The sequence below is a fragment of the Acinetobacter sp. Li1LvA2 genome, from assembly GCF_056156705.1.
In genome coordinates, this window is sequence record NZ_JBSICF010000007.1 from 153877 (window position 1) to 175678 (window position 21802).

Sequence of the window (21802 nt, forward strand, 5' to 3'; positions counted from 1 at the left end):
ACTACTCCTTAGTTAAAGACAAAACCGCCATTGACCGGAATATTTTGACCTGTCACAAAAGAGGACAAATCCGACAGTAGATACAATGCTGTTCCATTTAAATCTTGTGGAAGTTGCTGACGTTGAATCGCTCTTCCGTTCACATATAAATCGTGACGTTCCTGTGGCACGTACTCGGTTGCTTCAACCAAAGTTAACCCCGGCGACAATGTGTTGACACAGATATTGAACTGCCCCAACTCTCTTGCCATTGAACGTGTCATGGCAAGAATTGCACCTTTACTTGCCACATAAGCCATCAAGTTCGGTGCGCCCCAAAGTGCTGTATCGGAAGCAACATTAATAATCTTGCCCGCAGCCGATTGTTTTAGATGGGGAACGCATGCCTTACTGATTAGCCATGTGCCTTTCACATTAATATTCATGACCCGATCCCAAAGTTCAGGATCATAATCAATCATATTTTTTCCACCGACATTGGTTGCCAGCGCTGCACAGTTCACAAGGCCATCTAGTCCTTGTAAAATGTCCACACTTTTTGCAACCGCATTTTCAATAGAGTCTGCATTGGCAAGGTCAACTGTTACTGCATGAACATTTAGCCCTTGTTTCTGTAGAGCTTGTGCTTCTTGTTGTACCAAGTCAGACAAAATATCTGCCATCACAACTTCAGCACCTGCCTCAGCAATGGCTTGAGCGAAATCTCGGCCTAAACCACGCGCAGCACCAGTCACTAAAACTTTTTTGCCTTGCAACAACGCTACATTAGCCATGAGCTTCTTCCTGCATCTCGATACGGTTTGATGCATTTAGCGCAGCAATTTTCTTTAATTGCTTCTCAGCTTCTTTCTTCATTAAACGGCGTAAACGTGCAAGACCCACATCGTGTTGATAGAGGAACTCTTTTTCACGCGCATTTGGCGCAAGGTTTTCTAAAATAATGCGATCTTGTTCCAATACATCCCAATGCAACTGTTCTAAATGATTGCGATATAAGAAGCGCCATACATTACGTTGCCAGCCACTCACCTTACGGCAGCGCCAGAAAAATACACGGGTATTGTTGGCATCAATTGGGGTTGCATAACCCACAATCCAGAATTCACCACCCGGACCAAATTGTTTGCGGTATGGGATAGAAAGACGTAACCAGCTTGCACCAGTTGAACCATATTCAACCCAGTCGAAGTTCACACCTGTTTGGCCTTCTTTTTCAAAAACAAAGCCATTATCGGTTGTACGATGCTTCATCTCTGCAGTACGCTCACCATCTGCCATAGAGTGTGAAGTACAGTGCAAATAGGTCCCGTGCATTGGATCCATCACGTTATCAATCGCGTATTGATGGTTTACTTTCCAATCTGCTTGGCAAAGGAATGAACTCCACTCTTCACTTGCAAGTTGCTCTGGGAACTCAAGCGGTTTTGGCTGTTCATTTACATCAATACCAAACCAGATAAAGATCGCGCCATGTTGCTCAATGACCGGATAATTCTTTAAACATTTAGTACCAGTCATTGGACATTCATGAACCGCTGGTACATCAGCAACTACACCGTCAGCACGAACTTCAACACCGTGATACCAACAAGCCACTCGGTCACCCAAGTTCCAACCCAGTGAAAGACGAGCCCCGCGGTGTGGACAGCGATCTTCAAGCGCATGAACCTGACCTTCGGCATCACGCCAAACCACAATATTTTCGCCTAAACGAGTAATTCCGACTGGATTAGCAGCGACTTCCCAACTTGCTAAAACCGGATGCCATTGGTCACGTAAACCAAGTTCTAAATATTCTTCAGCGCTTTGTGAAGTTGATACGATTGCGTTCATTTTATTCTTCCCTGAATCAATAACCTAAACGTTGCATTTCTTCTGTAAAGCTTGCAGAAGTCCATTCATCACCAGATTCACAGCGGAAACCCTGCTGATTAAGTGCAGAAACAACGTCACCTAACTCTGTTGCGCCCGCAGAAAATGCCTGAATCAAGTTCTTTACAAAATCTTGTTCGTATAAGGTTGGTTCTTTATAACGTGTTTGCCAAACCAACAATTCAGATTGACCTGGAACTTGAATATTGTTGATGCCTGCTTCGGTTGCTGGCATTGCATGAATCCAGCTTGCCAACTTTTCATTAAATGTCTTCATTGTTCTGCTTCCTTGTACATGAGAGGACTAGAGTTGAATTTGAATATCCTGTCCTTCAACACGAACTGGGTAAGTACATAGGTTTCTACACCCGGGTCCACTTTTGAGCTCACCTGTCTGAATGTCAAAAATTGCTTCGTGCAATGGACATTCAACAGTTTGATCTTCGATAAATCCTTCGGTTAATAAGGCATATGCATGAGGGCAAACATTTTCGATAGCAAAGTAATTTTCATCGACGAAAAATACGCCTATTTTCTTTCCTTCAATTTCGATGGCTTTCGGCTCATCTTCGCTAATGTCACCCTGCTGACAAACTGAGATCCAACTCATACCTTGCGTCCTCATTTTGTTTTATATACAAAACATAATTTGATTTTCAAAACACAAGCTAAGCATAATCCCCTTGATCATTTTTTGTCAAAGTAAAAATAAATATAAAATTCATTTATTTAGTAAATTTTAAATATTTTGTTACGTTTCAACAAAGAAACAAAGTTTTAAATATAAAAATTGTTTTATGCATTTTTAACAATTACAATAGTTATAAAATAAAGCAGCATGCCCCAAATTGAATCATGTTTTATTTATAGGAAAAAGACACGAATGAGCATAGCAATTGATGAAGATTCGCAAGAATCGGAAACAACAAAAAATGATGATCGATATTTAGTACCCGGACTTGTACGGGGTTTAGCTATCTTGCAAGCATTTAACCAACAAGCACAAGAAATGACCATTACAGAAATTGCTGAAATTTTAGAAGTGAACCGTTCTAGTGCATTTCGTCTGATCTATACACTCGAATCTTGTGGCTATTTAAGAAAAGCATCTCAAAAAACTTATGCTCTCGATTCCAAAGTCATGGAGCTTGGGTTTAACAGTTTATCTAAACTTTCATTACTCGATTTATCGACACCATTAATGAAAGAACTACGTGACCAGACCAAACTTGCGGTACACCTTTCAATTTTAGAAGGCACTCATATTGTCTTTGTAAATAACATTCAGTCGATGGGAACCTTCACGAGCAACATTAGCTTAGGGACTCGCTGGCCAGCTCATGCCACTGTGATTGGTCAAATGTTACTGTCTGATTTACCTGAAACAGAAGTACGTCAGCGTTACCGTAACTTTAGCGATTGGGACAGTTTCTCTGACCTGACGCCAACCAATTTAAAAGCTTTATTGCAAAGGCTGTCGTACGTAAAAACTCAAAAAACCATGGTGAGTTGGGGTCATTATAATCATGATATGGCAGCCTGTGCGGCACCTATTTTTAAACAGTCAAACGGGAAAATGGTTGCTGTTATCTCTGTGAGTTGTCCAATTACTACTTACGATGAAAGAACATTTAAAGAAGATATCGCAAGCCTAGTCATTGAAACCGCAAATAAAATTTCCAAATTTATTTATTAAAAAAAGCGACGATAAGTCGCTTTTTTTTGTGATTTTATTTTTTAAATTAAAAATTACGCTTAAATACTTTCCCATTCATATCTTGAAAAATCAGTGTCGAATGGTTTTCTTTAATATCAAATTTTAAATACTGCTGTTTAAATTGAACAACCGCATAAAACTCTTCAGCACCATCATCTAAGCCAGTGGCAGAAATCTGGCTACCTTGTGGAAAATCTTTGAGCCACGCAGCATTATAAAAATCTGACACTGAACTAAATTCACAATAATATTTTGGCTCTGCCATTATTTTTGCAGCGATTCGATCAAACTGTTGTTGTTTATATATGATTAAATTCAGGATCATGGATATTCTTAAAGGTTAATCATTAGCAGTCATCAATAGAGTGCGTATAGTAGTGTAATTTTCCATTACGGAAATGGAAGTGTAAGCCATCATTACTACCTTCCCAAGGAAATATAGAGTAAGTATGATTTTCAGATATAACTATTTGCTTACCAAAAAACTTTTTAAACTCATTCTCGGTAGTTAAATGATTAAATAATCGAGAACCATACTTTAGACCATTTTGCTGGCTTACATATACTTTATCTAAAGAGCCCGTAGAGAGTACCACTCCATCTTCATATACCCATTGATCTGGAAAATAACCACCATTGCATTCATCAGCTTCACCTTTAATAACCTGCTTTGGCTTTTTTAGGTTATTTAAAGAAATATCAAAACTTTTCAATACTTTACCATGCCATAAAGGTTTAATATTTACTTGTGCATAAGAGGTCGTTGCTACTAAAAATCCAATACAAAATAAAAATATATGAGTTAAATTTTTCATAAAAATCCAGAAATTAATGATTTAAAAGTTTTGCGCCTTACTCTTATTTATGATCAAACCTTTTTGTTTGTCTTTCATAATGATTAAGGGAGATCCAACTTTTTTAGCTTTGGTATTATCCAAATATTTTTTCTTCTGTAAATAAATCTGGTTGTCTTTAATAACACTATCTATAAAGGCTTCATCATCCGTATAATAACTAATATCTTGTGTATAAATATTTGACCAATTCGCTATCCAAAAAATAATGAAATTTCCACCACGCTCTTGATAATTATCTATTGCAAAGGTTTCAGAATTAATTTTATGTATGTTCTGACCAGCTATTGCAGATATATCCTGAGTTTGTGATTTAAAATAATAGGTTTTATTTTTATCTAAATGAATAGCAAATACATTATAGCCTAGCGCATCAGCTATATCAGGCTTAAAGCAAGAATAGCTTTGTATTTTTATCTGTGCCGTCTGTATAACTAATTTATTATGTTCAGCAGCTTCATCTTTCTGACATGAATCTGGTAATTTACTAAGCTGCTTTAAAGGAACAGCATTAATCTGAGCATTTGCATAACCAGAATAAAGAAATAAACAAAATAAAATTTTTTTTAAAGTATGAGTCATCAAATAATTTCCAAACAGGATTATTGTTTTAATATTTTCTCATACATTAAATAGTTTTTTTCAACTCTATATGATCAACCTGCTTTCTTTTCACCTTTTCCCATTGATACCAACCATAAGCTGCCATCAACACAAATGCTGCATACAAAGCGGCTGTTAAAAATAAATCTTTATAAATAAACATTCCCACATAAATAATGTCGACAAATACCCAAAGTACCCAAGTCGCAATATGCTTTCGACTCGTCCAATAGGTTGCGAGCAAACTAAATGCTGCAAGCTGTGAATCGAGCATCGGCACCGCTGCATCGGTAAAGTTTTTAAGAATTAAACCAAACAGTAAACCACCTACCGCAGCAATAATCATTTGGATAATAGCGGTTTGAACTCTAATTGGTTCAATTCGAATGTCATGATCTTGCTGTTTTCCTTTGAACCAATAGTAAAAGCCATAAAAATTTACGACCATAAAAAAGAATTGCAAGATTGTTTCGCCATACAGCTTAAATTCGTAAAACAAATAGGCATATAAAACAAAGGCAAAGAAATTAAACAGCCAACACCACATATTACGGATGACGGTTAATCCAACTCCAATGAGACTAATTAAGACCGCAAAGATTTCTAGAGGTGACATAAAAACAGCTGCTTATTGAGATCAATTTGACGAGGTATTATGAGAAAAATATGAAGTTAAGCAAACTACTAATTTAATATAATCAAAAAATCTATGGTTTCTGTTTGAATATAATTTGTACTTTTCTATTTCTATGTTATAAAAATTACATCTGTATTTCTAATATACTTATCATGTTTTTATCTAAAGCCCAATACTGTCTAGCGCGTCAATTATACGCCCCAAAGATTAAGTTCTATGTGGTCAATTGGCGACATCCTAATTTTGGACAATTTGGCGCTTTAGATGCGAAAGTCGAGATATTTAATTTGTAATATATCCCCTGATTTTCATCACAAGCCGCCATAAAACGCGGCTTTTTTTATGCCCTTTTAAAACACCAAAGAACAAACTTTCTGGAGCTTTATATGAAGCCATTATTTGAACAACAGAGTATATCCACCCCGCAGATTCAGCCGGCTGTAGCATTATCTTCATCTCCGACTCGCCTTGCTACAGCCGGCCAATTTATTGCTGTCGTCATTATTTGGTCGCTTACTCCACTCGCGGCTGTCTGGACAGTACAAGAAATTCACTGGGCATGGGGATTATTTATTCGATTCAGTTTGGCCATTCCAATCGCCTTGCTGTGTCTAAGATTTTTTCGCTTAAAGCTCATCTTTAGTAAAAAAGCTGTTTTAAGTTATTGTGCTGGAGCCATTGGCTTATTTGGCTCTATGGCCTTTTGCTACATGGGTGCAGATAAAGTTCCCTCTGCCATTATTTCAATTATTTATGGCACCTCTCCGTTAGTATCTGGACTAATTAGCTCTTTTTTATTAGGACGCGAACGGTTTTCAGTATGGCAATGGCTTGGACTCGGTATTGCTCTTGTCGGAATGAGTTTTACTTTAGGGCTGTCTTCATCAGGTTTTCAGCTCAACCGCGTCGGTATTATATTAGAACTGATTGCGATGCTGTTTTATGTCTTGTCGACGTTTGCCGTGAAATCTGTCGGAGCACATATTCCGCCCATTACACAAATGACAGGTGCTACTCTTGTCTCATGGGTCGGTTATGTATGTTTGTTACCTTTCTTTTGGTCACATCTTCCCACTGAATTTCCAAGTCTGAAAATTTCGCTAGCAGTACTCTACAGCGCGGTTTTTTCATCAGTGCTTGCCATGATTTTTTATTATCAACTCATCAAGATACTACAACCGACTACTGTGCTCCTTATTACCATTATCACCCCAGTCTTAGCTACATTTTGGGGAACATGGTTCAACCATGAACAGCTCAGCTCACATCTCATTTTAGGTTTAACCATGTTATGCCTAGGACTAGTGATGTATTCACGGCGCTCTGCATAATTTTTTAAAACCTGACAATTTATTTGTCAGGTTTTACTTTTAAGTATTATTGGCAACATTCACCATAAAGTAAGAACTTATTTTTTATTTCTATCATCCCTTATTTTTTGCTTACTAAGTATTCAATAAATTGTATTTGATAGTTTTTAAACGATCGTTTAAAAACTTATTAAAGATAAATAAAGGACATCGGAAAAATGTCAAATCAAGCAGGAAAAGTCAGCCGTGAAACTCGCAGTCATATTTTTTTAATTGGTCTAGATCGAGCAGCAAAACGCAATGCTTTTGACAGTCACATGATCAAAGACCTATCTCAAGCCCTGACAGAATATGAAAATAATGATGCCCTACGCTGTGCAATTATCTTTGCTCATGGCGACCATTTTACGGCTGGTTTAGATTTAGTTGAGTTACAGCCTAAACTTGCTACGGGTGTTTTTGATTTTAAAAATGGTGAGATTAACCCATGGGGTACAGTTGGGCAAAAACTGAGTAAACCTTTGATTGTTGCAGTACAAGGCTATTGTTATACCGCTGGTATAGAACTATTTCTTAACGCAGACATTGCTTTAGCAAGTGAAAATACTCAGTTTGCGCAAATGGAAGTTCAACGTGGCATCTTACCTTTTGGTGGAGCAACTGCACGCTTTACTCAAACTGCGGGTTGGGCCAAAGCCATGCGCTATTTACTCACCGGTGACTCTTTTGATGCAAAAGCTGCCTTTGATATGAACCTGATTACAGAGATATGCCCAGAAGGTACTCAAATCAACCGTGCAATAGAACTGGCTGAACATATTGCTCAAGCTGCCCCACTTGCTGTAAAAGCCACTCTCGCCTCTGCCCGTGAAGCTATGAATGAAGGTTATCAAACTGCATTTAGCCAATTACAGGGCCATCTTCAGCCTTTACTGACCACAGAAGATGTACAAGAAGGAGTCTTTGCTATGTTGCAAAAAAGGCCTCCGGTTTTTAAAGGTAAATAATACCTTTTCAAACTTTGCGCTCTACAGTTTAAAACCTATAGTTACACCTAAATGAGCCTAGAAAAAAATAAAGCCCACTTAAAGTGGGCCTTATTTTATTGATAAAGCTTATTCAACTCTAACGATTTTACCTAATTCATCGTGGTGAACGACTGTAATTTTTTGGCTACGCCCCTGCTCAATTTCATGTTCAGGTAAATCAAAATAGCGCGCATAATCATCAGTCTGTTTTGCTTTAAGTGCACTGCCACCGACACGGCGCTCTGGTAGTAAATGGCTCCATAACAATAAGCAAATTGCACAAGCAATTAATGCGGTAAGGCCATGTTCAATTCCTACACCAAAGGCACTAAATAAACGGTGTACCAAATGAGTTTTTTGTAGTTCAACCAATAGCCATACAAACACGAACGGACGCCACAACAACAACCAAACCGCCCACATCATGGCTGTGCTTGTTGTAGAAGCATAGCGTTTATGCCATGGTAATTGACGGCGTAAATCAATAATCAACGAATTTGTCTTCATTTCTCTCTTTACCTAACGAAGTGCTGTGGTTTTTCCCCAGACATCAATACAGCACGATCTTTAAAATCTCATGACTCTTGCATTTCATTCTAGCGAATGCCCCGATCCGGGCTCACCCAACGTGCTCGTTTCTCATCTCCACGTCTTAAGACTTTTGGAAATGCCACAATGGTTGCTGAAATAGTGATTAGCCAAAAGACCAATGGATACCAGATCATCCAGAAATAGTTTTTTCCTAGATGCGGTTCATAACGACTATCCATCCATTTGCTTAAAGCAAACTGAATTAGACAGGTTGCCCCCAATAAAATACCGGTACCATACGGTAAAAATGGGGAGCTCACAACAGCTAATGCAGGGACTGGTAAAATAAAATGTACCAACCACAACAAAGCCATCGCTAGCATTAAATATGACCAGACTAAAGTTAAGCAAAGCTCAAACATTAACGGCCATAAAAAATTCAATTTTGGTTTAGTGAACACATCAATATTTTTAATTAATACTTGTGCGCCACCCATTGCCCAACGTAAACGTTGCTTCCACAACCCATTTAGGGTTTCAGGCATTAAAATCCAAACCAAAGCATTCGGTTCAAACTCAATATCCCAACCTGCACGTTGTAACTTCCAAGTAATATCGATATCTTCAGTCAACATATTTGGTGACCAATAATCGACTTGGTGAACGGCGCTTTTACGAAAAGCGGTAATTACACCCGATACGGTAAACAAACGACCAAAGGTACGCTGTGCACGTTTAATCATGCCCACAATCGAAGAAAACTCACCGACCTGAATACGCCCTAATAAAGTCGAGCGAGTACGGATCCGTGGGTTTCCAGTAACTGCTGCAACCGTTGGATTTTCCAGAAAATGACGAATCATCCACTTTGCTGCATGTGGATCAAGCAAAGCATCACCATCAATACCAATTAAAAACTCGGCATCGGTCATTAAGCTTCCGGCTTGCAACCCCATGGCTTTACCTTGGTTTTGCGCTAGATGAACAACACGTAATTTTTCATGTTGTTCTGCTAAACGATCAAGTACTTCACCTGTATTATCTGAGCTGCCATCATTAATCGCGATGACTTCAAAATGAGGATAGTCCAGTTTTAAAGCATGGCTAATTGTTTCCTCTGCATTATCCCCTTCATTAAAACAAGGAACTAATACAGCGACTTTTGGATAACTTTCCAATGGAGCGGGTTGATCATAAGGCGGAGCCTGACGTTCTCTCCAATAGAAAATGATCGCACCCATCATCCATAAATACGACATGAATAAGGGATAGTAAAAAACGAATTTTAAGGCATGCGACCATATTGCAGCAAAGATTGTCATGTTTCAGCCTCGACTACGGCACAAGACGAGATGATTTTTCAGCAAATGCTTTATGCATTACGTCAACATCCGGGTGATCTTTGATTGGGTCATCAGGGTAATATCCGACATGCATTACACCTTGCTGATAAAGTGAATGAATTGTTGCTGCCATTTCAGTTGAAGGTACCTTTTCATTTTTACGCCAGTCGGTTGCCTGTAATTCAAAAACGGTTTTCTTGAGGCCATTAGGATATTGTTTCACGCGATCAATCATGTCTTTATAGAACTGATCTGAATTATCGACCTGCTCCATATAAGGCATTGCCATAATAGCTGTAAAATCATAATGCTTTAATGACTCTTCAAGCGATTGTGAATACCAATTTTCTGCATATGGTTTTAAAGCCACTTGCGCATATAAGTTACGTGCAGTCACCAAGAACGGCTCATATTGTCTCACGTCATCAACGAGTTGCATTGCAAAATCATCTAAATATTTTGTCTTATATGCAGTCCATTTCTGCAAGTCTTGATCGTTCTCACGGATTTTTGCTAAATCTGTTGGCAAACCTTGTTTTGCGTAAGCTTTTAAAGCATCAGGGCTTGCATCTTCATAATCAGATAAGGTGACGTCGTCATGGAATAAAATTCCATTGAACGAAGCTGACTTAGCCAAATCTTGATAAATTTCCCGAACAGTTTGACGTGCAGCTGATGAGAATGGGCTTAAACGGATATAACCCATATTAAGATGTTCACCCGCTTTTTCCTGCTGAGTTACCACCAAATCCTTAGAAACAGGATCAGTCTTAGGTAATTCCCACGCCAACAACGGCATCCATGCATAAATACGGCTTACAGGAGTACGCGTTTGAATCTGCCATGCAACACGGTTAAACAAGTCAGCACGCATTGGAATATGACGGTTTGGGAAATAGACCATATCAGCAGAGCCATTCGCATCTGGATCTGAAAATGCCTGTAAATAAACTGTATTTACACCCATGCCATTAATTCGATCTAACAAGTGACCTAAATTGCGCTCTTGTTGTTTCGGGTCTGGATCATAAATATAGTCCAGATCGACATGCATGATTTTTTGCGGACGATTATTATCCGTTAAATTCAATTCACGGTTTTTAATTTCTTGAGCCAAATCATCAGTTGTCATTCCACCTTCTACCAAAATACGGCTCATATTTTGTAGAGATTGTTTTGCATGGTCTGCCCCATCATCAAGCGTAATGGTCACAGGCATGCCTAATTTTTTTGCAATTTGGACAGTTTGCATATTATAGCGACCATATGGCCACACCATAATACGCGGCGAACGTAAGCCATGCGCTTTTAATAAGTCATTGTTCTTTTTCAGGTCATCATAGATCCGTGCCTGATATTGTTTATCGTTTTCATAAGTTTGAGTTTTAACATCATAAAAACGAGTCGTTGCGGCAGGTTCAGAGTTGCCTTGCGGATTCCCTGTAATACCACGGTGTAAGTGATAGCTATGATTGGCGATTTCTACAAAGCCACTATCTTGCATCTCTTTAAGTTCATTCCAGCTTAAAATTTTATCACGTGGAATTTCTTCACCCGAAAAATCTACTTTTTGGCCAGCTTTTGGCTCTAACCATGAACCCACTACAGCCAAAACAACCGGAATCTTTTTAGCTTTAATAACTGGATAAGCATTTTGATAAAAAGACTGATAACCGTCATCTACAGTTAATAAAACCGGCTTTGTAGGCAGTTGAAATTTGCCCTGATGAGCACGGATCAACTGATCAACTGTAATAAAATGGAACCCGTTTTTTTGTAGCCACTCAACGTGCTGTGTAAATTGTTGAGTGGTCACTGCATATTGAGGAATTAACGCATTTTTAGTATCGGTAATTTCATGATAACCAATCACCGTGAGTGTTGAAGCGTCCAGTTTAGGTGGTTTGGCTAATGCCATGCCTGACAAACCTGCCAAGGCCAAGCCAAGTGATATGTTCAACAAAGGAGATGCAAAGCGGATAATCATGAAATAGCGTCTCAATAACAATATAGATTACTTATGTGAAATTTGATGTTAGGGCACAAACTTTTTGAAAGTTGCTCTTAATATCACACTGCTCACAAATGAACAGTTTTTCAGTCAGCATTTATAATCAAATAATCTGAAAATAATCTTAAATATTCAAAAAGCTAAAATATAAATTAATAATGTATTTATATTTAAAGCTCATATAAACAAGAAAGCCCCCTAAAGGGCTTTCAGTTTTTCACTAGTCACGAGTTTTGACATCGAATAATTCAATTTCAAAAATTAAATTAGAATTCGCTGGAATAATCTTACCCATTTTACGCTCGCCATAAGCTAAATGAGCAGGCACGATTAACTTACGCTTGCCACCAACTTTCATTCCCATAATGCCTTGGTCCCAGCCTTTAATTACACGGCCTGTACCAATCACGCATTCAAAATAGTTACCGCGGTCAATTGAAGAGTCGAATTTAGTACCGTCTTCTAACCAACCTGTATAGTGAGTTGTAATCAAAGCACCTTTAACCGCTTCTTTGCCTTCACCTACTTTTAAATCGATAATTTCTAATTCATTTGACATGGTTTAACCCTTAAACTGAATTTCTAAAATCGCAATTAGTACTTAGTGTACCAACTGAATCTGTAGAATTTGTTGCGCTTTTCTAAATTACTGTAACTGTGTCCAAACAACATTTGCCTGACCCTTTTCACCTAAAAGCGTCCACTCGTTGTCCATCACATTTAATTGTAGTTGCATCGTACGTTCACAGAGCTGTTCAAGCTCGGCTGTACTTTGAGGGGCAATTTGCCACACCTGAACGTTACTTAAGGTTTTAATTTTACTGTTTCGCTTCCACCAGTCTTCAACTTGTGTGCCATACACAACAACTGCAACCGTTTTACAACGCGCACTGGCTTTTTTAACTTTATCTTCAGACGGCAAACCGACTTCAATCCAAGTTTCTAGTTGACCCGTTAAATCTTTTTGCCATAACGCTGGCTCGTCAGTTTCAAAAAGGTCTTTAGTAAACTCAAGCTCATCACTTGCAAAACGGGCAAAAGCCATCAAACGAACCATTAAACGTTCTAAAGTTTCCGAAGGATGCAAGGCAAGCGTCAGTTGATAATCACCATAAATATGGTCATCCATATTGGCAATATTCAAGTCTGCCTTATAAATTGTTGCTTTAAGCGCCATGATTAATATGTTCCAAAATTTGGCGCTAAGGATACTCGATTTTAGGTAAAAATTATAAAAAAACTAAGCAATCCACCGCATAGTAATTGGAAATTTGCATATTCTTCCAAAACGCTCTGTTTGCTTTAGAGTTGGCCGGCTTTTTGCTTGAAAGAGAAATATTCTCCTCTTGCTAAAATTGATGACTTATGTGGCAGAAGCTTAAACGTAGTTTATTTTTACAGGTTCTTTGTGCTCTCTTTCTAGGAGTTGCAGTTGGGGCTGGTTTTCATGATTTCTCCCTATCTTTAAAGCCATTGGGCGATGGTTTTATTTCTTTGATTAAAATGCTGATTGCACCCATTGTGTTTTGTGTCGTTGTACTGGGAATCTATGGTGCAAATGACATCAAAAAAATGGGCAAAGTCGGTGCAAAAACCATTCTCTATTTTGAAGTGGTCACCAGTATTGCTTTAGTTTTAGGCATTATTGTGGCTTATGTATTTAAACCGGGCGTCGGTATGAATATCGATATTAGCCATTTAGATGCAAAAGATTTAAGCACCTATACCGAACGCGCTCATGAAATGCACACAGGTTCGGAATTTCTACTCAATATTATTCCGAAAACATTCACTGCTGCTTTTGCAAACGGCGATATTTTACAAGTTTTACTCATCGCTATTTTATTTGGCGTATCACTACTTTTAATTCCTAAACATTTGGCAGAGTTAGTACGTCAGGCGCTTGAAGCTTTTTCAGAAGTCTTCTTCAAAATTATGGGTCTGATTATTCGTTTAGCGCCTATTGGTGTATTCGGATCAGTGGCTTATACCACTGCCAAATTTGGTTTAGATTCACTTCTACAATTGGGTTATTTGGTTTTACTGTTTTATGCGACCTGCATTTTATTTGTTGTGGTTGTCTTAGGTTCAATTTTAAAACTTGCCGGTCTCAACATCTTCAAATTTGTGGCTTATTTTAAAGATGAGTTAGCGATTGTTTTAGGTACAGCATCTTCTGACTCTGTTTTACCTCAAATTATGAAAAAACTCAGAAATCTGGGAATTAAAGATTCAACGGTAGGTCTGGTCATTCCTACGGGTTACTCTTTTAACTTAGATGGGTTTTCAATTTACTTAACTTTAGGGGTGATCTTTATTGCACAAACCTGCAATATTGATTTATCCACTCACGACCTGTTGGCTATTTTGCTGGTTTCACTCATCACGTCTAAAGGTGCCCACGGTATTCCTGGCTCAGCTTTAGTTATTCTTGCAGCAACACTGTCAGTTATTCCAAGCCTTCCTGCAATTGGTCTAGTGCTTCTACTTTCAGTCGATTGGTTCATTGGCATTATTCGTGCCTGTACCAACTTAATCGGTAACTGTGTTGCTGCTGTAGTGATTGCACACTGGGAAAAAGATATTGACCACGCTCAAGCCAAAGCAGTGTTAGATACAAAACCTTAAATCCATTATGAGAACATTAAATCGTCTTTGGTTTAATGTTCTCTATTTTTCAAGCTGACAAGCAAGTAATGCCGTTTCAAAAGCCAACCAATCGTGATGATGTGCGCTAATGATTTCAATACGGTTATCAATCCCCTCTTCGCCAGACTTATAATTAAACTGATCAGGATTAAAGTTAAAAACTTTCCAACCTTGATCTGTATTAAAAATTCCCTTAATTCGAAGCCAGTCTTGCTGCGCGCATAATAAATCTAGCAAATTATAAAAATCGAATTTCCAGCGTTTAGGTAATTTCCAACCTGCCACAATATAACCTTGTGCCGACTCGACATAATGATAAGGTAATTGCTGAATTTCCTTCTTAACCTCGGTTTCAGTCATTTGTTTTTGAAGTTTAAGTAAAGGCTGTATAGATCGTTCAGTTAAACGAGCAGCTACATCAATTTTATTTAAAGCTAACTGACCATTTTCAGTTTTAATCCACTCTTGGTGATAAGGCTTGTATTCATCTTTTAATAACTCAAGCGCCTGATCATCTTCAAAAGTCATCACATCAGTATGTGACACCACCACAATCTGGGCAGCTTTTAACTGATCTTCATAAAGGTTTTGTTTAACCCAGTTTGTATCGTGCAAACGGCTACCATCGACTACCGTAATCAACGCTCGCATGGCTAAACTACTTTGCCAATGCGGTTCAGTTAGTTGGTCAAATAATTGTGAAGGATGCCCAAGTCCAGTCGGTTCAATAAAGAGTCGGTCTGGCTTTTGTTCACTCAATAGGCGAGCTAAAGCAATATGCATAGGCAATTGACTGCTACAACACAAGCAACCCCCTAATAATTCTTTGACCGCATATCCTTCATCTTGAGGCAACAGTTGTTGGTCTACTCCAATTTGCCCAAACTCATTCATTAATACCGCCCAAACCTCATCTTTAGGCTTCTGACTTAATAAATGCTGTAATAATGTGGTTTTGCCTGCCCCTAAAAAACCGGAAATAATATGGGTAGGAACAGTTTTTTGGGCAATAAATTTCACAATCGACTCAAATCAACAAGGTTTCAAAACTAAGAAAGGTATATCACTGTTTAAGTACCATGAAAATGATTTTTCACTTTGAAGATATACTTTTCAATTATCAGGCTAAAACACTTAATATGTGACATACATCTCACTCAAAATCTAAATTAACTTTTGACAATTAAAATTCAAACGGAATATTCTATTTATGCGCATTCACAATTCATGCCAGAGTGTTAGGTTTGCGTAACTGATTTGGTTTTTTTTCACTCGATAAGAAATATTTTTTCACATTTTAAGGTGTATTTAAGCCCCTTAATTTTACAGATTGCTCACATAAACGATCCGTATATTTCATATTGTTAAGATAGCCGTAATAGATTGTTAAGTTAATTGATGTAATTCGAAGCTCAGCTTAGCATGTGTCCTAGCTTAGTCATTCAGCCATACAGGTTTCATGTAGGTACGAACGATTAGGTTTAATTTATTTTTAAATGAAATTTAAGGATGCCATAAAATGAAATTAGCTAAAACTTTACTCGCTACTACACTTGCTTTAACTGCTGCTTCAACTTTCGCTGCTTCTAAGCACGACCAAGCACATAACACTGCTGGTGAAGAAAAAGTTGTTGTTTCAACTCAAGAACAAGCAAACACTGCAAATGCTGCATCTGATGCTGTAGGTTCTGCTTCTGAAGCTGCTCCTGCAACTCGTTAATTCTCTAAGCACTCTCCTCCAAGCTCAGAGATAATTTTACTGAAAGGAAATATGGACGCTGAATTTTAGTAAAGAAAAGAAAGGATCGAACCATGCTGCGGTTCGGTCCTTTTTTAATTCAATTTGTTTTTTTAAGAAGTTTTCTTATACATGCTACAAGATGGATTATGGTTTTCTTGCAAACGTAAAACTTTACGGTGCTCAGCTGCTTCAAAGCGGCAACGTTTCCACTCAGTATTGAGATTTAATTGAGGTACTTCACATGGCTTGCCCTGTTCATCAACAGCAACCATCGTGAAATAACAGCTATTGGTATGGCGCACTGTGCGCTTCTGAATATTTTGGGCTTCAACACGTATTCCGACTTCCATCGAAGTACGGCCTACATGGTTAACACTTGCCAAGAAGGTTACCAGCTCACCTACATAAATAGGTTCTTTAAAATTTACTTTATCTACAGATAAAGTCACCACGTAGCCACCCGAATAACGACTTGCGCAAGCGTAAGCGACTTGATCGAGTAGTTTTAGAATCGTACCACCATGAACATTACCTGAAAAATTTGCCATATCAGGCGTCATCAAAACTGACATCGTCAATTCAGACTGATCATCAGTTGCTGTGGTTATTTCATCTAATGTAGGCATAGCTAAACTCTGTGTCTTAAAACAAGCTCAGACAACATTATGGTTGATAATTCACAAAAAAAACATGCTTAAATCCACAACATGGCATTGTATTTTTTAATATCTTTGATTGTTTTTTAAAATTTAAATTTTTAAGACATTATTTTTAAAGTTCTTTTTTAAAGCTTTTTTTATTTATCTTAGTTTTTTTAGAAGATGCTATGCCATTTTATTCCATGTTCAATGACATAGCAGATTCTTATGAGTGGCTTGCTATACTTTATTAATGACGCCTGTCACACCATTAATAATCATATCAATGGCGATCGTACCGATTAATAAAGCGGATAAACGCCCGACAATATCAAAATAGCGGTCGATATGCTTGGCATGTTTATAGCGTAAATGATCATGTGAAAATTTCATCAAAATCAAAATACTACAGGTTAAAAATAAGGTAAAGGCAATCACTAGAGCTGCCTCACCAATTGACATTTCAATACCTGTAACCACAGCAGCACTAATGGTGCCCGGACCAATCATAAACGGCATGGCAATGGTGCCGGCCAGATGCTCTGGTGCACCGCGCATTTCACCAATCGTATCGGCACCCTGAAAAACATAGCGATAGCCAATCACCAAAAAGATAAGGCCTCCAAATATCTGAAAGGCTTCAAAACGTACATTCAGATATTTACTAAAAATTGTTTCGCCGCCCCATGCAAATAGCATGAACACGACAAAAGCAATCAAACTTCCCTGAATCAGTGCTTTATTAAACACCTTGGCTTCTGAATGACGGATCAGGCCAATCATGTAGATGCTCATTAGAAATGGATTGAGCAACGAGAAAAATAAAGCAAAAGAATGTAGATAAGGAGAAGCCATGCATTTTCCTCTTAAGCTTGTGGATCTGGGAACAATGGACGATTCCCTGGGCTAATACGATTAATATGTAAGAACGTCATATGTCTTTCATATTTATCTAAAATGTCATTAATAACCTGTTCTTTACTGTAACCGACCAGATCGTTATCTTGTGAGCCATCATAAAGATAGGTTTCAAGACGATAATAGAACTGTTTACCTCGTTTCACACGTTGACTAAAATTCGGTGCGCTATAGCGTACAGGCCAGATCTGGTAAACAAAGTTTTGTTCTTCTTCCAAATGAATAGTGAAATCCAAATGGAAAAGAATTTCTTCATCTTCAAGCGGCGTTTGCTGCACATCTACATTCATGCCCTGCTTAATAAGCTCACCCGCAACGGCCTGAACAGCCGGTAGACAAACTGCATCTAACATGCGTTGGGTTTCAGTGGTTCCCGGATGATGCATGACTCGAGTTAAACGCTGTTTCCAATTCAGAATATCGACATTACCTACCACTGGAGCTGCGTTCATACTTCGACTGGCTTGTCGGTAATCTTCAAGCCTCAGCGACTTATAAAGCCCCGCCATCACAAGGAACATTACGAAACTAAACGGTAGTCCCATAATGATGGTCGCGTTTTGCAAAGCAGTAATTCCGTTGGTCATGAGCATGGCAAGCGTTAATAAACCAATAGCCACTGCCCAAAATACGCTTAACCAACGCGGAGCATCATTATCGATATTCGTGAGTTTAGTCGTGAAGTTACCTAAAACCAGCGCTCCCGAATCGGCAGAAGTCACGTAGAACAAAAGCCCTGTTACGGTGGCAATTGAAGCGATAAAGGTAAAGCCTGGATATTGCGCTAACAGGTCATAAAAACCATGAGCCGGATTTGCTAATACAGTCGCTGCTAAGGTTTGGTTGCCTTCAAAAATAACGCTGTGCAGTGCACTATTACCAAAAATGGATAACCAGGTGAGTGTAAATAGAAGCGGAATAATTAAGGTACCGCATACAAACTCACGAATGGTACGCCCTCTTGAGATACGTGCAAGAAAGAGTCCTACAAATGGAGACCAAGCAATCCACCATGCCCAGAAGAAGAAAGTCCAACTGCTCATCCACTCTTTAGGCTGTTCAAAAGCAAAACTTTGTAATGCTAAAGCAGGGAAACGAGTTAAATAGTCACCAATATTTTGGACAAGGGCATTAAGTAAAAACTCAGTATTTCCCAAGAATAAAATAAATAGCAATAACCCGACCGAAACATAAATATTGATTTCAGATAAAATCCGCAGGCCTTTATTGACCCCAGATGTCACCGAAATAACACTAATACCGACCGCGACAGCAATCAGGATAAATTGCATCCAGATATTTTCTGGTAACCCCAATAACACATGTAGGCCATAATTCAGCTGTACTACTCCAATCCCGCAGGTCGTTGCAATACCAAAAATTGTCCCGATCACGGCAGCCGTATCAACACTATGCCCAATTGCCCCATTAATTCTGTTCCCAAAAATTGGGTAAAGTGCAGAACGAATGGTAAGCGGTAAGTTATAACGATAGCTAAAGTATCCCAATGACATACCGATCAAGGCATACATACACCAACCGGTTAAACCATAGTGGAATAAAGTCCAAACCATACTCTGGCGTGCTGCTCCATAGGTTTGACCTGCTCCGACTGGAGGTTGCATATAATGAGATAATGGTTCAGCAACCGAAAAGAACATCAGGTCAATACCGATACCAGCCGAAAACAGCATTGCAGACCAACTGAGTAAACTAAACTCAGGTTTTGAATGCTTAGGCCCTAATTTAATACTGCCGTATCTTGAACAGGCAATAAAAATCACGAAAACCATATATAACGTTGCGGCAAGTAGATAATACCAACCAAAGGTTGAAGTTACCCACTGGAGTACGGTGTTCATGACTCTATTTGCAAAATCATTGAACAAAAACGTGACGAGAGAAAAAATTAAAATAAGTACAGCTGAAAAATAAAAAACCACACGGTTGAGCGGGTCTTTTTTAGATTTAGATAATGTTAAATCATCAACTGCTCTTGGATTATCTGTTGCCATACAATCCTCAAGGAATAAAATAAAAACAAAATATTTAATTTCGTCTTTTCACTCTTATTTAAAACAATGAAAAGACGACTTTAAACGCAAAAAATAATATATAGATGTGATTGGTTGGGGTTATAAAACCTCAGTCACTTTATTCTGGTCACAATTCGACGAAACCGAAATGTCTTTTGAAACAGCTAACTGTTTTTTCACTAATTGAGGGTCAAAATCATCTTGCTTTAACGCTTTGGCTAAACCAAACATATAGAGCAAAATAATGACTGAAAATGGTAAACCACATAACACCACAGCACTTTGCATGGAGTTAAAACTACCGGCTAAAAGCAAGCCAATACTTACAATGGTAATTACCACAGACCAAAAAACGCGTAACCAGATCGGTGAATCACTATCATTGGTGCCCCCTTTTGAGGACAAATTAGCGATCATTAGTGTACCAGAGCCAACTGGTGTCAAAAATAAAACGAAACAAATTACAACAACAATGCCAGCAACATACGGATTAAACGGCAGATATTCGAGTAACTTAAATAAAGATAATGCCGGATCAGTTAAAACCATATCGCCCAAAACTTTCTGTTTCTGGTTCAAGATAAAGTAAATGGCCGTATTTCCAAAAACCGAGATCCAAGCCAGCGTAAAACCTAGAGGAATCAGGCATACACCTAATACAACCTCACGAATCGTACGTCCTTTTGAAATGCGCGCAATAAACATGCCGACAAAAGGCGCCCAAGCAATCCACCAAGCCCAATAAAATACGGTCCACGAACCTAGCCAGCCACTGGCTTTTTGATTGTATAAATACATATCAAAGCTTTTACCAATAAAATTGCTTAGATAATCTCCCATATTCTGTACAAGACCATTTAATAAATGATTTGTAGGACCTGTTAAAAATACAAATAAAAGTAAGGCATACAGCAGACGTAAATTAATACGTGATAACCACGCCAAACCTTTTTCAATCCCAACCACTGTCGTAATCGTGGCAACACTCATCATGATGAGAACAGCAGCAATTAAAGTCACTGAGTTATTAGGAATTTGCGGAAGTAAATAACAAATGCCTGATACCAGCACCAATGCTCCGATTCCCAAGTTGGTGACCAAGGAAATAACCGTCGCTAAAATTCCAAAACCATCGACGAAATCACCAACCAACCCATGGACTCGCTCGCCAAAAATTGGATAAAGCGCCGAACGCAAAGCTAGGGGTAAATTTTGTCTGAAAGCAAAATAACCTAAAGTAACTCCGAGCAATGCATAGAGTACCCAGCCATGGATGCCCCAATGCAAAAAGCTATAAGTCATCGCATTACGCGCTGCCTGAATGGTTCCTGACTCACCTTCTGGCGGTCTTAAGAAATGATCAACAGGTTCAGCAACACCATAATAAAGTAGTGCAATACCAATCCCTGCCGAGAACAACATTGAAGTCCAAGCCAAATAACTAAACTCAGGTTTGTCATCGTCTTTTCCTAATGGAATCTGCCCTACTTTTGAAAAAGCGAGCCAAGCGACAAAACCCAAACACAGCACAATAACCAACATGTAATACCACCCAAAAAAGTGATTTACCTGCTCTTGTACATAGGTCAGCCAAAACTGACTTTTTTCTGGAAACAGCACAAAAAGTAGGCCAAAAATGCCAATACTGATGGCTGAACTCCAAAATACAAAACGATTTAACCGAATATGGTCTGAAGAATATTTATCACTTTTCAACACCATCTTATTGCTCCTTGCAATCGGTGTATTTTCTCAAAATAACGTGATAAGTAATGTACTTATGCGCATCATCCTATCCTTAAGAACTTTTGATTTTAGCGCTTTATTCCTCGTGCTAATCTTCAAAAATTCATTGATTTTTACATATCATACTTGTTATTGATTGAACGTTCAATCAATAACAAGTATGATAAA

General features: G+C 38.4%; 23 protein-coding genes. 5 read left to right on the forward strand and 18 right to left on the reverse strand.

Annotated elements, in window-relative coordinates; translation table 11 throughout:
• Positions 1-8 precede the first annotated feature (8 nt).
• Genes ACS604_RS14570 through ACS604_RS14585 form a run of 4 tightly spaced genes read right to left on the reverse strand, consistent with a single transcriptional unit; the run spans position 9 to position 2482 of the window.
• Entirely contained in the window at positions 9-773 is a 765-nt protein-coding gene (locus ACS604_RS14570) for an SDR family oxidoreductase (protein WP_004794034.1), read from the reverse strand.
• Positions 766-1833, reverse strand: a complete 1068-nt coding sequence (locus ACS604_RS14575) for a Rieske 2Fe-2S domain-containing protein (protein ID WP_312821502.1) — start codon at positions 1831-1833, stop codon at positions 766-768. The genes ACS604_RS14570 and ACS604_RS14575 overlap by 8 nt, the downstream gene beginning before the upstream one ends.
• Before the next feature lie 16 nt (positions 1834-1849).
• Positions 1850-2149, reverse strand: coding sequence for a recombinase-like helix-turn-helix domain-containing protein (locus tag ACS604_RS14580; RefSeq protein ID WP_296519281.1), 300 nt, complete (start codon positions 2147-2149; stop codon positions 1850-1852).
• Positions 2150-2176: 27 nt separating this feature from the next.
• A complete protein-coding gene (locus ACS604_RS14585) occupies positions 2177-2482 on the reverse strand; it encodes a non-heme iron oxygenase ferredoxin subunit (protein ID WP_004794037.1) in 306 nt (101 codons plus the stop codon).
• A gap of 273 nt (positions 2483-2755) precedes the next feature.
• Here ACS604_RS14585 and ACS604_RS14590 point away from each other — a divergent pair, with 273 nt between their 5' ends.
• Complete coding sequence (locus tag ACS604_RS14590; RefSeq protein ID WP_174732659.1) at positions 2756-3568, forward strand: IclR family transcriptional regulator; 813 nt, start codon at positions 2756-2758, stop codon at positions 3566-3568.
• 46 nt (positions 3569-3614) lie between these two features.
• Here the strand turns inward: ACS604_RS14590 and ACS604_RS14595 are convergent, their stop codons facing one another.
• From ACS604_RS14595 to pnuC, 4 genes are read right to left on the reverse strand one after another with little or no spacing between them, the layout of a single operon-like run.
• On the reverse strand, positions 3615-3914 hold the full coding sequence (locus tag ACS604_RS14595; protein ID WP_174732657.1) for a hypothetical protein: 300 nt from the start codon (positions 3912-3914) through the stop codon (positions 3615-3617).
• 22 nt (positions 3915-3936) lie between these two features.
• On the reverse strand, positions 3937-4404 hold the full coding sequence (locus ACS604_RS14600; protein WP_474772062.1) for a hypothetical protein: 468 nt from the start codon (positions 4402-4404) through the stop codon (positions 3937-3939).
• A 21-nt stretch (positions 4405-4425) separates the two neighbouring features.
• Positions 4426-5025: a hypothetical protein gene (locus ACS604_RS14605; RefSeq protein ID WP_174759954.1), complete on the reverse strand. Its 600-nt coding sequence runs from the start codon at positions 5023-5025 to the stop codon at positions 4426-4428.
• 46 nt (positions 5026-5071) lie between these two features.
• Positions 5072-5662 carry a nicotinamide riboside transporter PnuC gene (gene pnuC, locus ACS604_RS14610; protein WP_238611943.1) on the reverse strand — a complete coding sequence of 197 codons (591 nt, stop codon included), beginning with the start codon at positions 5660-5662 and terminating at the stop codon, positions 5072-5074.
• A 407-nt stretch (positions 5663-6069) separates the two neighbouring features.
• Between pnuC and ACS604_RS14615 the strand changes: the two genes are divergently transcribed.
• Positions 6070-7014 (forward strand): DMT family transporter, encoded by a 945-nt coding sequence (locus ACS604_RS14615; protein ID WP_474772064.1) that lies wholly within the window; start codon positions 6070-6072, stop codon positions 7012-7014.
• A gap of 197 nt (positions 7015-7211) precedes the next feature.
• Positions 7212-8000 (forward strand): crotonase/enoyl-CoA hydratase family protein, encoded by a 789-nt coding sequence (locus ACS604_RS14620; RefSeq protein ID WP_474772065.1) that lies wholly within the window; start codon positions 7212-7214, stop codon positions 7998-8000.
• Between the two features lie 108 nt (positions 8001-8108).
• Here the strand turns inward: ACS604_RS14620 and pgaD are convergent, their stop codons facing one another.
• The 5 genes from pgaD to ACS604_RS14645 form a co-directional block, all read right to left on the reverse strand.
• Positions 8109-8528 (reverse strand): poly-beta-1,6-N-acetyl-D-glucosamine biosynthesis protein PgaD, encoded by a 420-nt coding sequence (gene pgaD / locus ACS604_RS14625; protein ID WP_004794046.1) that lies wholly within the window; start codon positions 8526-8528, stop codon positions 8109-8111.
• Between the two features lie 89 nt (positions 8529-8617).
• Positions 8618-9874, reverse strand: a complete 1257-nt coding sequence (gene pgaC, locus ACS604_RS14630; RefSeq protein WP_004794047.1) for a poly-beta-1,6-N-acetyl-D-glucosamine synthase — start codon at positions 9872-9874, stop codon at positions 8618-8620.
• A 13-nt stretch (positions 9875-9887) separates the two neighbouring features.
• On the reverse strand, positions 9888-11882 hold the full coding sequence (gene pgaB / locus ACS604_RS14635) for a poly-beta-1,6-N-acetyl-D-glucosamine N-deacetylase PgaB (protein ID WP_474772066.1): 1995 nt from the start codon (positions 11880-11882) through the stop codon (positions 9888-9890).
• A gap of 244 nt (positions 11883-12126) precedes the next feature.
• Positions 12127-12465: an FKBP-type peptidyl-prolyl cis-trans isomerase gene (locus tag ACS604_RS14640; RefSeq protein WP_002117532.1), complete on the reverse strand. Its 339-nt coding sequence runs from the start codon at positions 12463-12465 to the stop codon at positions 12127-12129.
• An 87-nt stretch (positions 12466-12552) separates the two neighbouring features.
• Positions 12553-13083 (reverse strand): YaeQ family protein, encoded by a 531-nt coding sequence (locus ACS604_RS14645; protein WP_005303252.1) that lies wholly within the window; start codon positions 13081-13083, stop codon positions 12553-12555.
• Between the two features lie 188 nt (positions 13084-13271).
• On the opposite strand from ACS604_RS14645, the gene dctA reads away from it, so the two are divergent.
• Entirely contained in the window at positions 13272-14534 is a 1263-nt protein-coding gene (dctA, locus tag ACS604_RS14650; RefSeq protein WP_474772068.1) for a C4-dicarboxylate transporter DctA, read from the forward strand.
• 42 nt (positions 14535-14576) lie between these two features.
• Here the strand turns inward: dctA and ACS604_RS14655 are convergent, their stop codons facing one another.
• Positions 14577-15575 carry a CobW family GTP-binding protein gene (locus tag ACS604_RS14655; protein ID WP_353156632.1) on the reverse strand — a complete coding sequence of 333 codons (999 nt, stop codon included), beginning with the start codon at positions 15573-15575 and terminating at the stop codon, positions 14577-14579.
• A 499-nt stretch (positions 15576-16074) separates the two neighbouring features.
• On the opposite strand from ACS604_RS14655, the gene ACS604_RS14660 reads away from it, so the two are divergent.
• Positions 16075-16275, forward strand: coding sequence for a hypothetical protein (locus ACS604_RS14660; RefSeq protein ID WP_000761577.1), 201 nt, complete (start codon positions 16075-16077; stop codon positions 16273-16275).
• Between the two features lie 131 nt (positions 16276-16406).
• On the opposite strand, the gene ACS604_RS14665 is transcribed toward ACS604_RS14660, so the two are convergent.
• The 4 genes from ACS604_RS14665 to ACS604_RS14680 all read right to left on the reverse strand — a co-directional run bounded on the left by ACS604_RS14665 (position 16407) and on the right by ACS604_RS14680 (position 21610).
• The gene (locus ACS604_RS14665) at positions 16407-16922 is read right to left on the reverse strand and encodes an acyl-CoA thioesterase (RefSeq protein ID WP_151963378.1); all 516 of its coding nucleotides are present in this window, start codon (positions 16920-16922) and stop codon (positions 16407-16409) included.
• A gap of 252 nt (positions 16923-17174) precedes the next feature.
• Positions 17175-17789, reverse strand: coding sequence for a MarC family protein (locus ACS604_RS14670; RefSeq protein WP_002117499.1), 615 nt, complete (start codon positions 17787-17789; stop codon positions 17175-17177).
• Between the two features lie 11 nt (positions 17790-17800).
• Positions 17801-19867, reverse strand: a complete 2067-nt coding sequence (locus ACS604_RS14675) for a choline transporter (protein WP_474772070.1) — start codon at positions 19865-19867, stop codon at positions 17801-17803.
• Between the two features lie 120 nt (positions 19868-19987).
• Entirely contained in the window at positions 19988-21610 is a 1623-nt protein-coding gene (locus ACS604_RS14680) for a BCCT family transporter (protein ID WP_199945228.1), read from the reverse strand.
• Positions 21611-21802 lie beyond the last annotated feature (192 nt).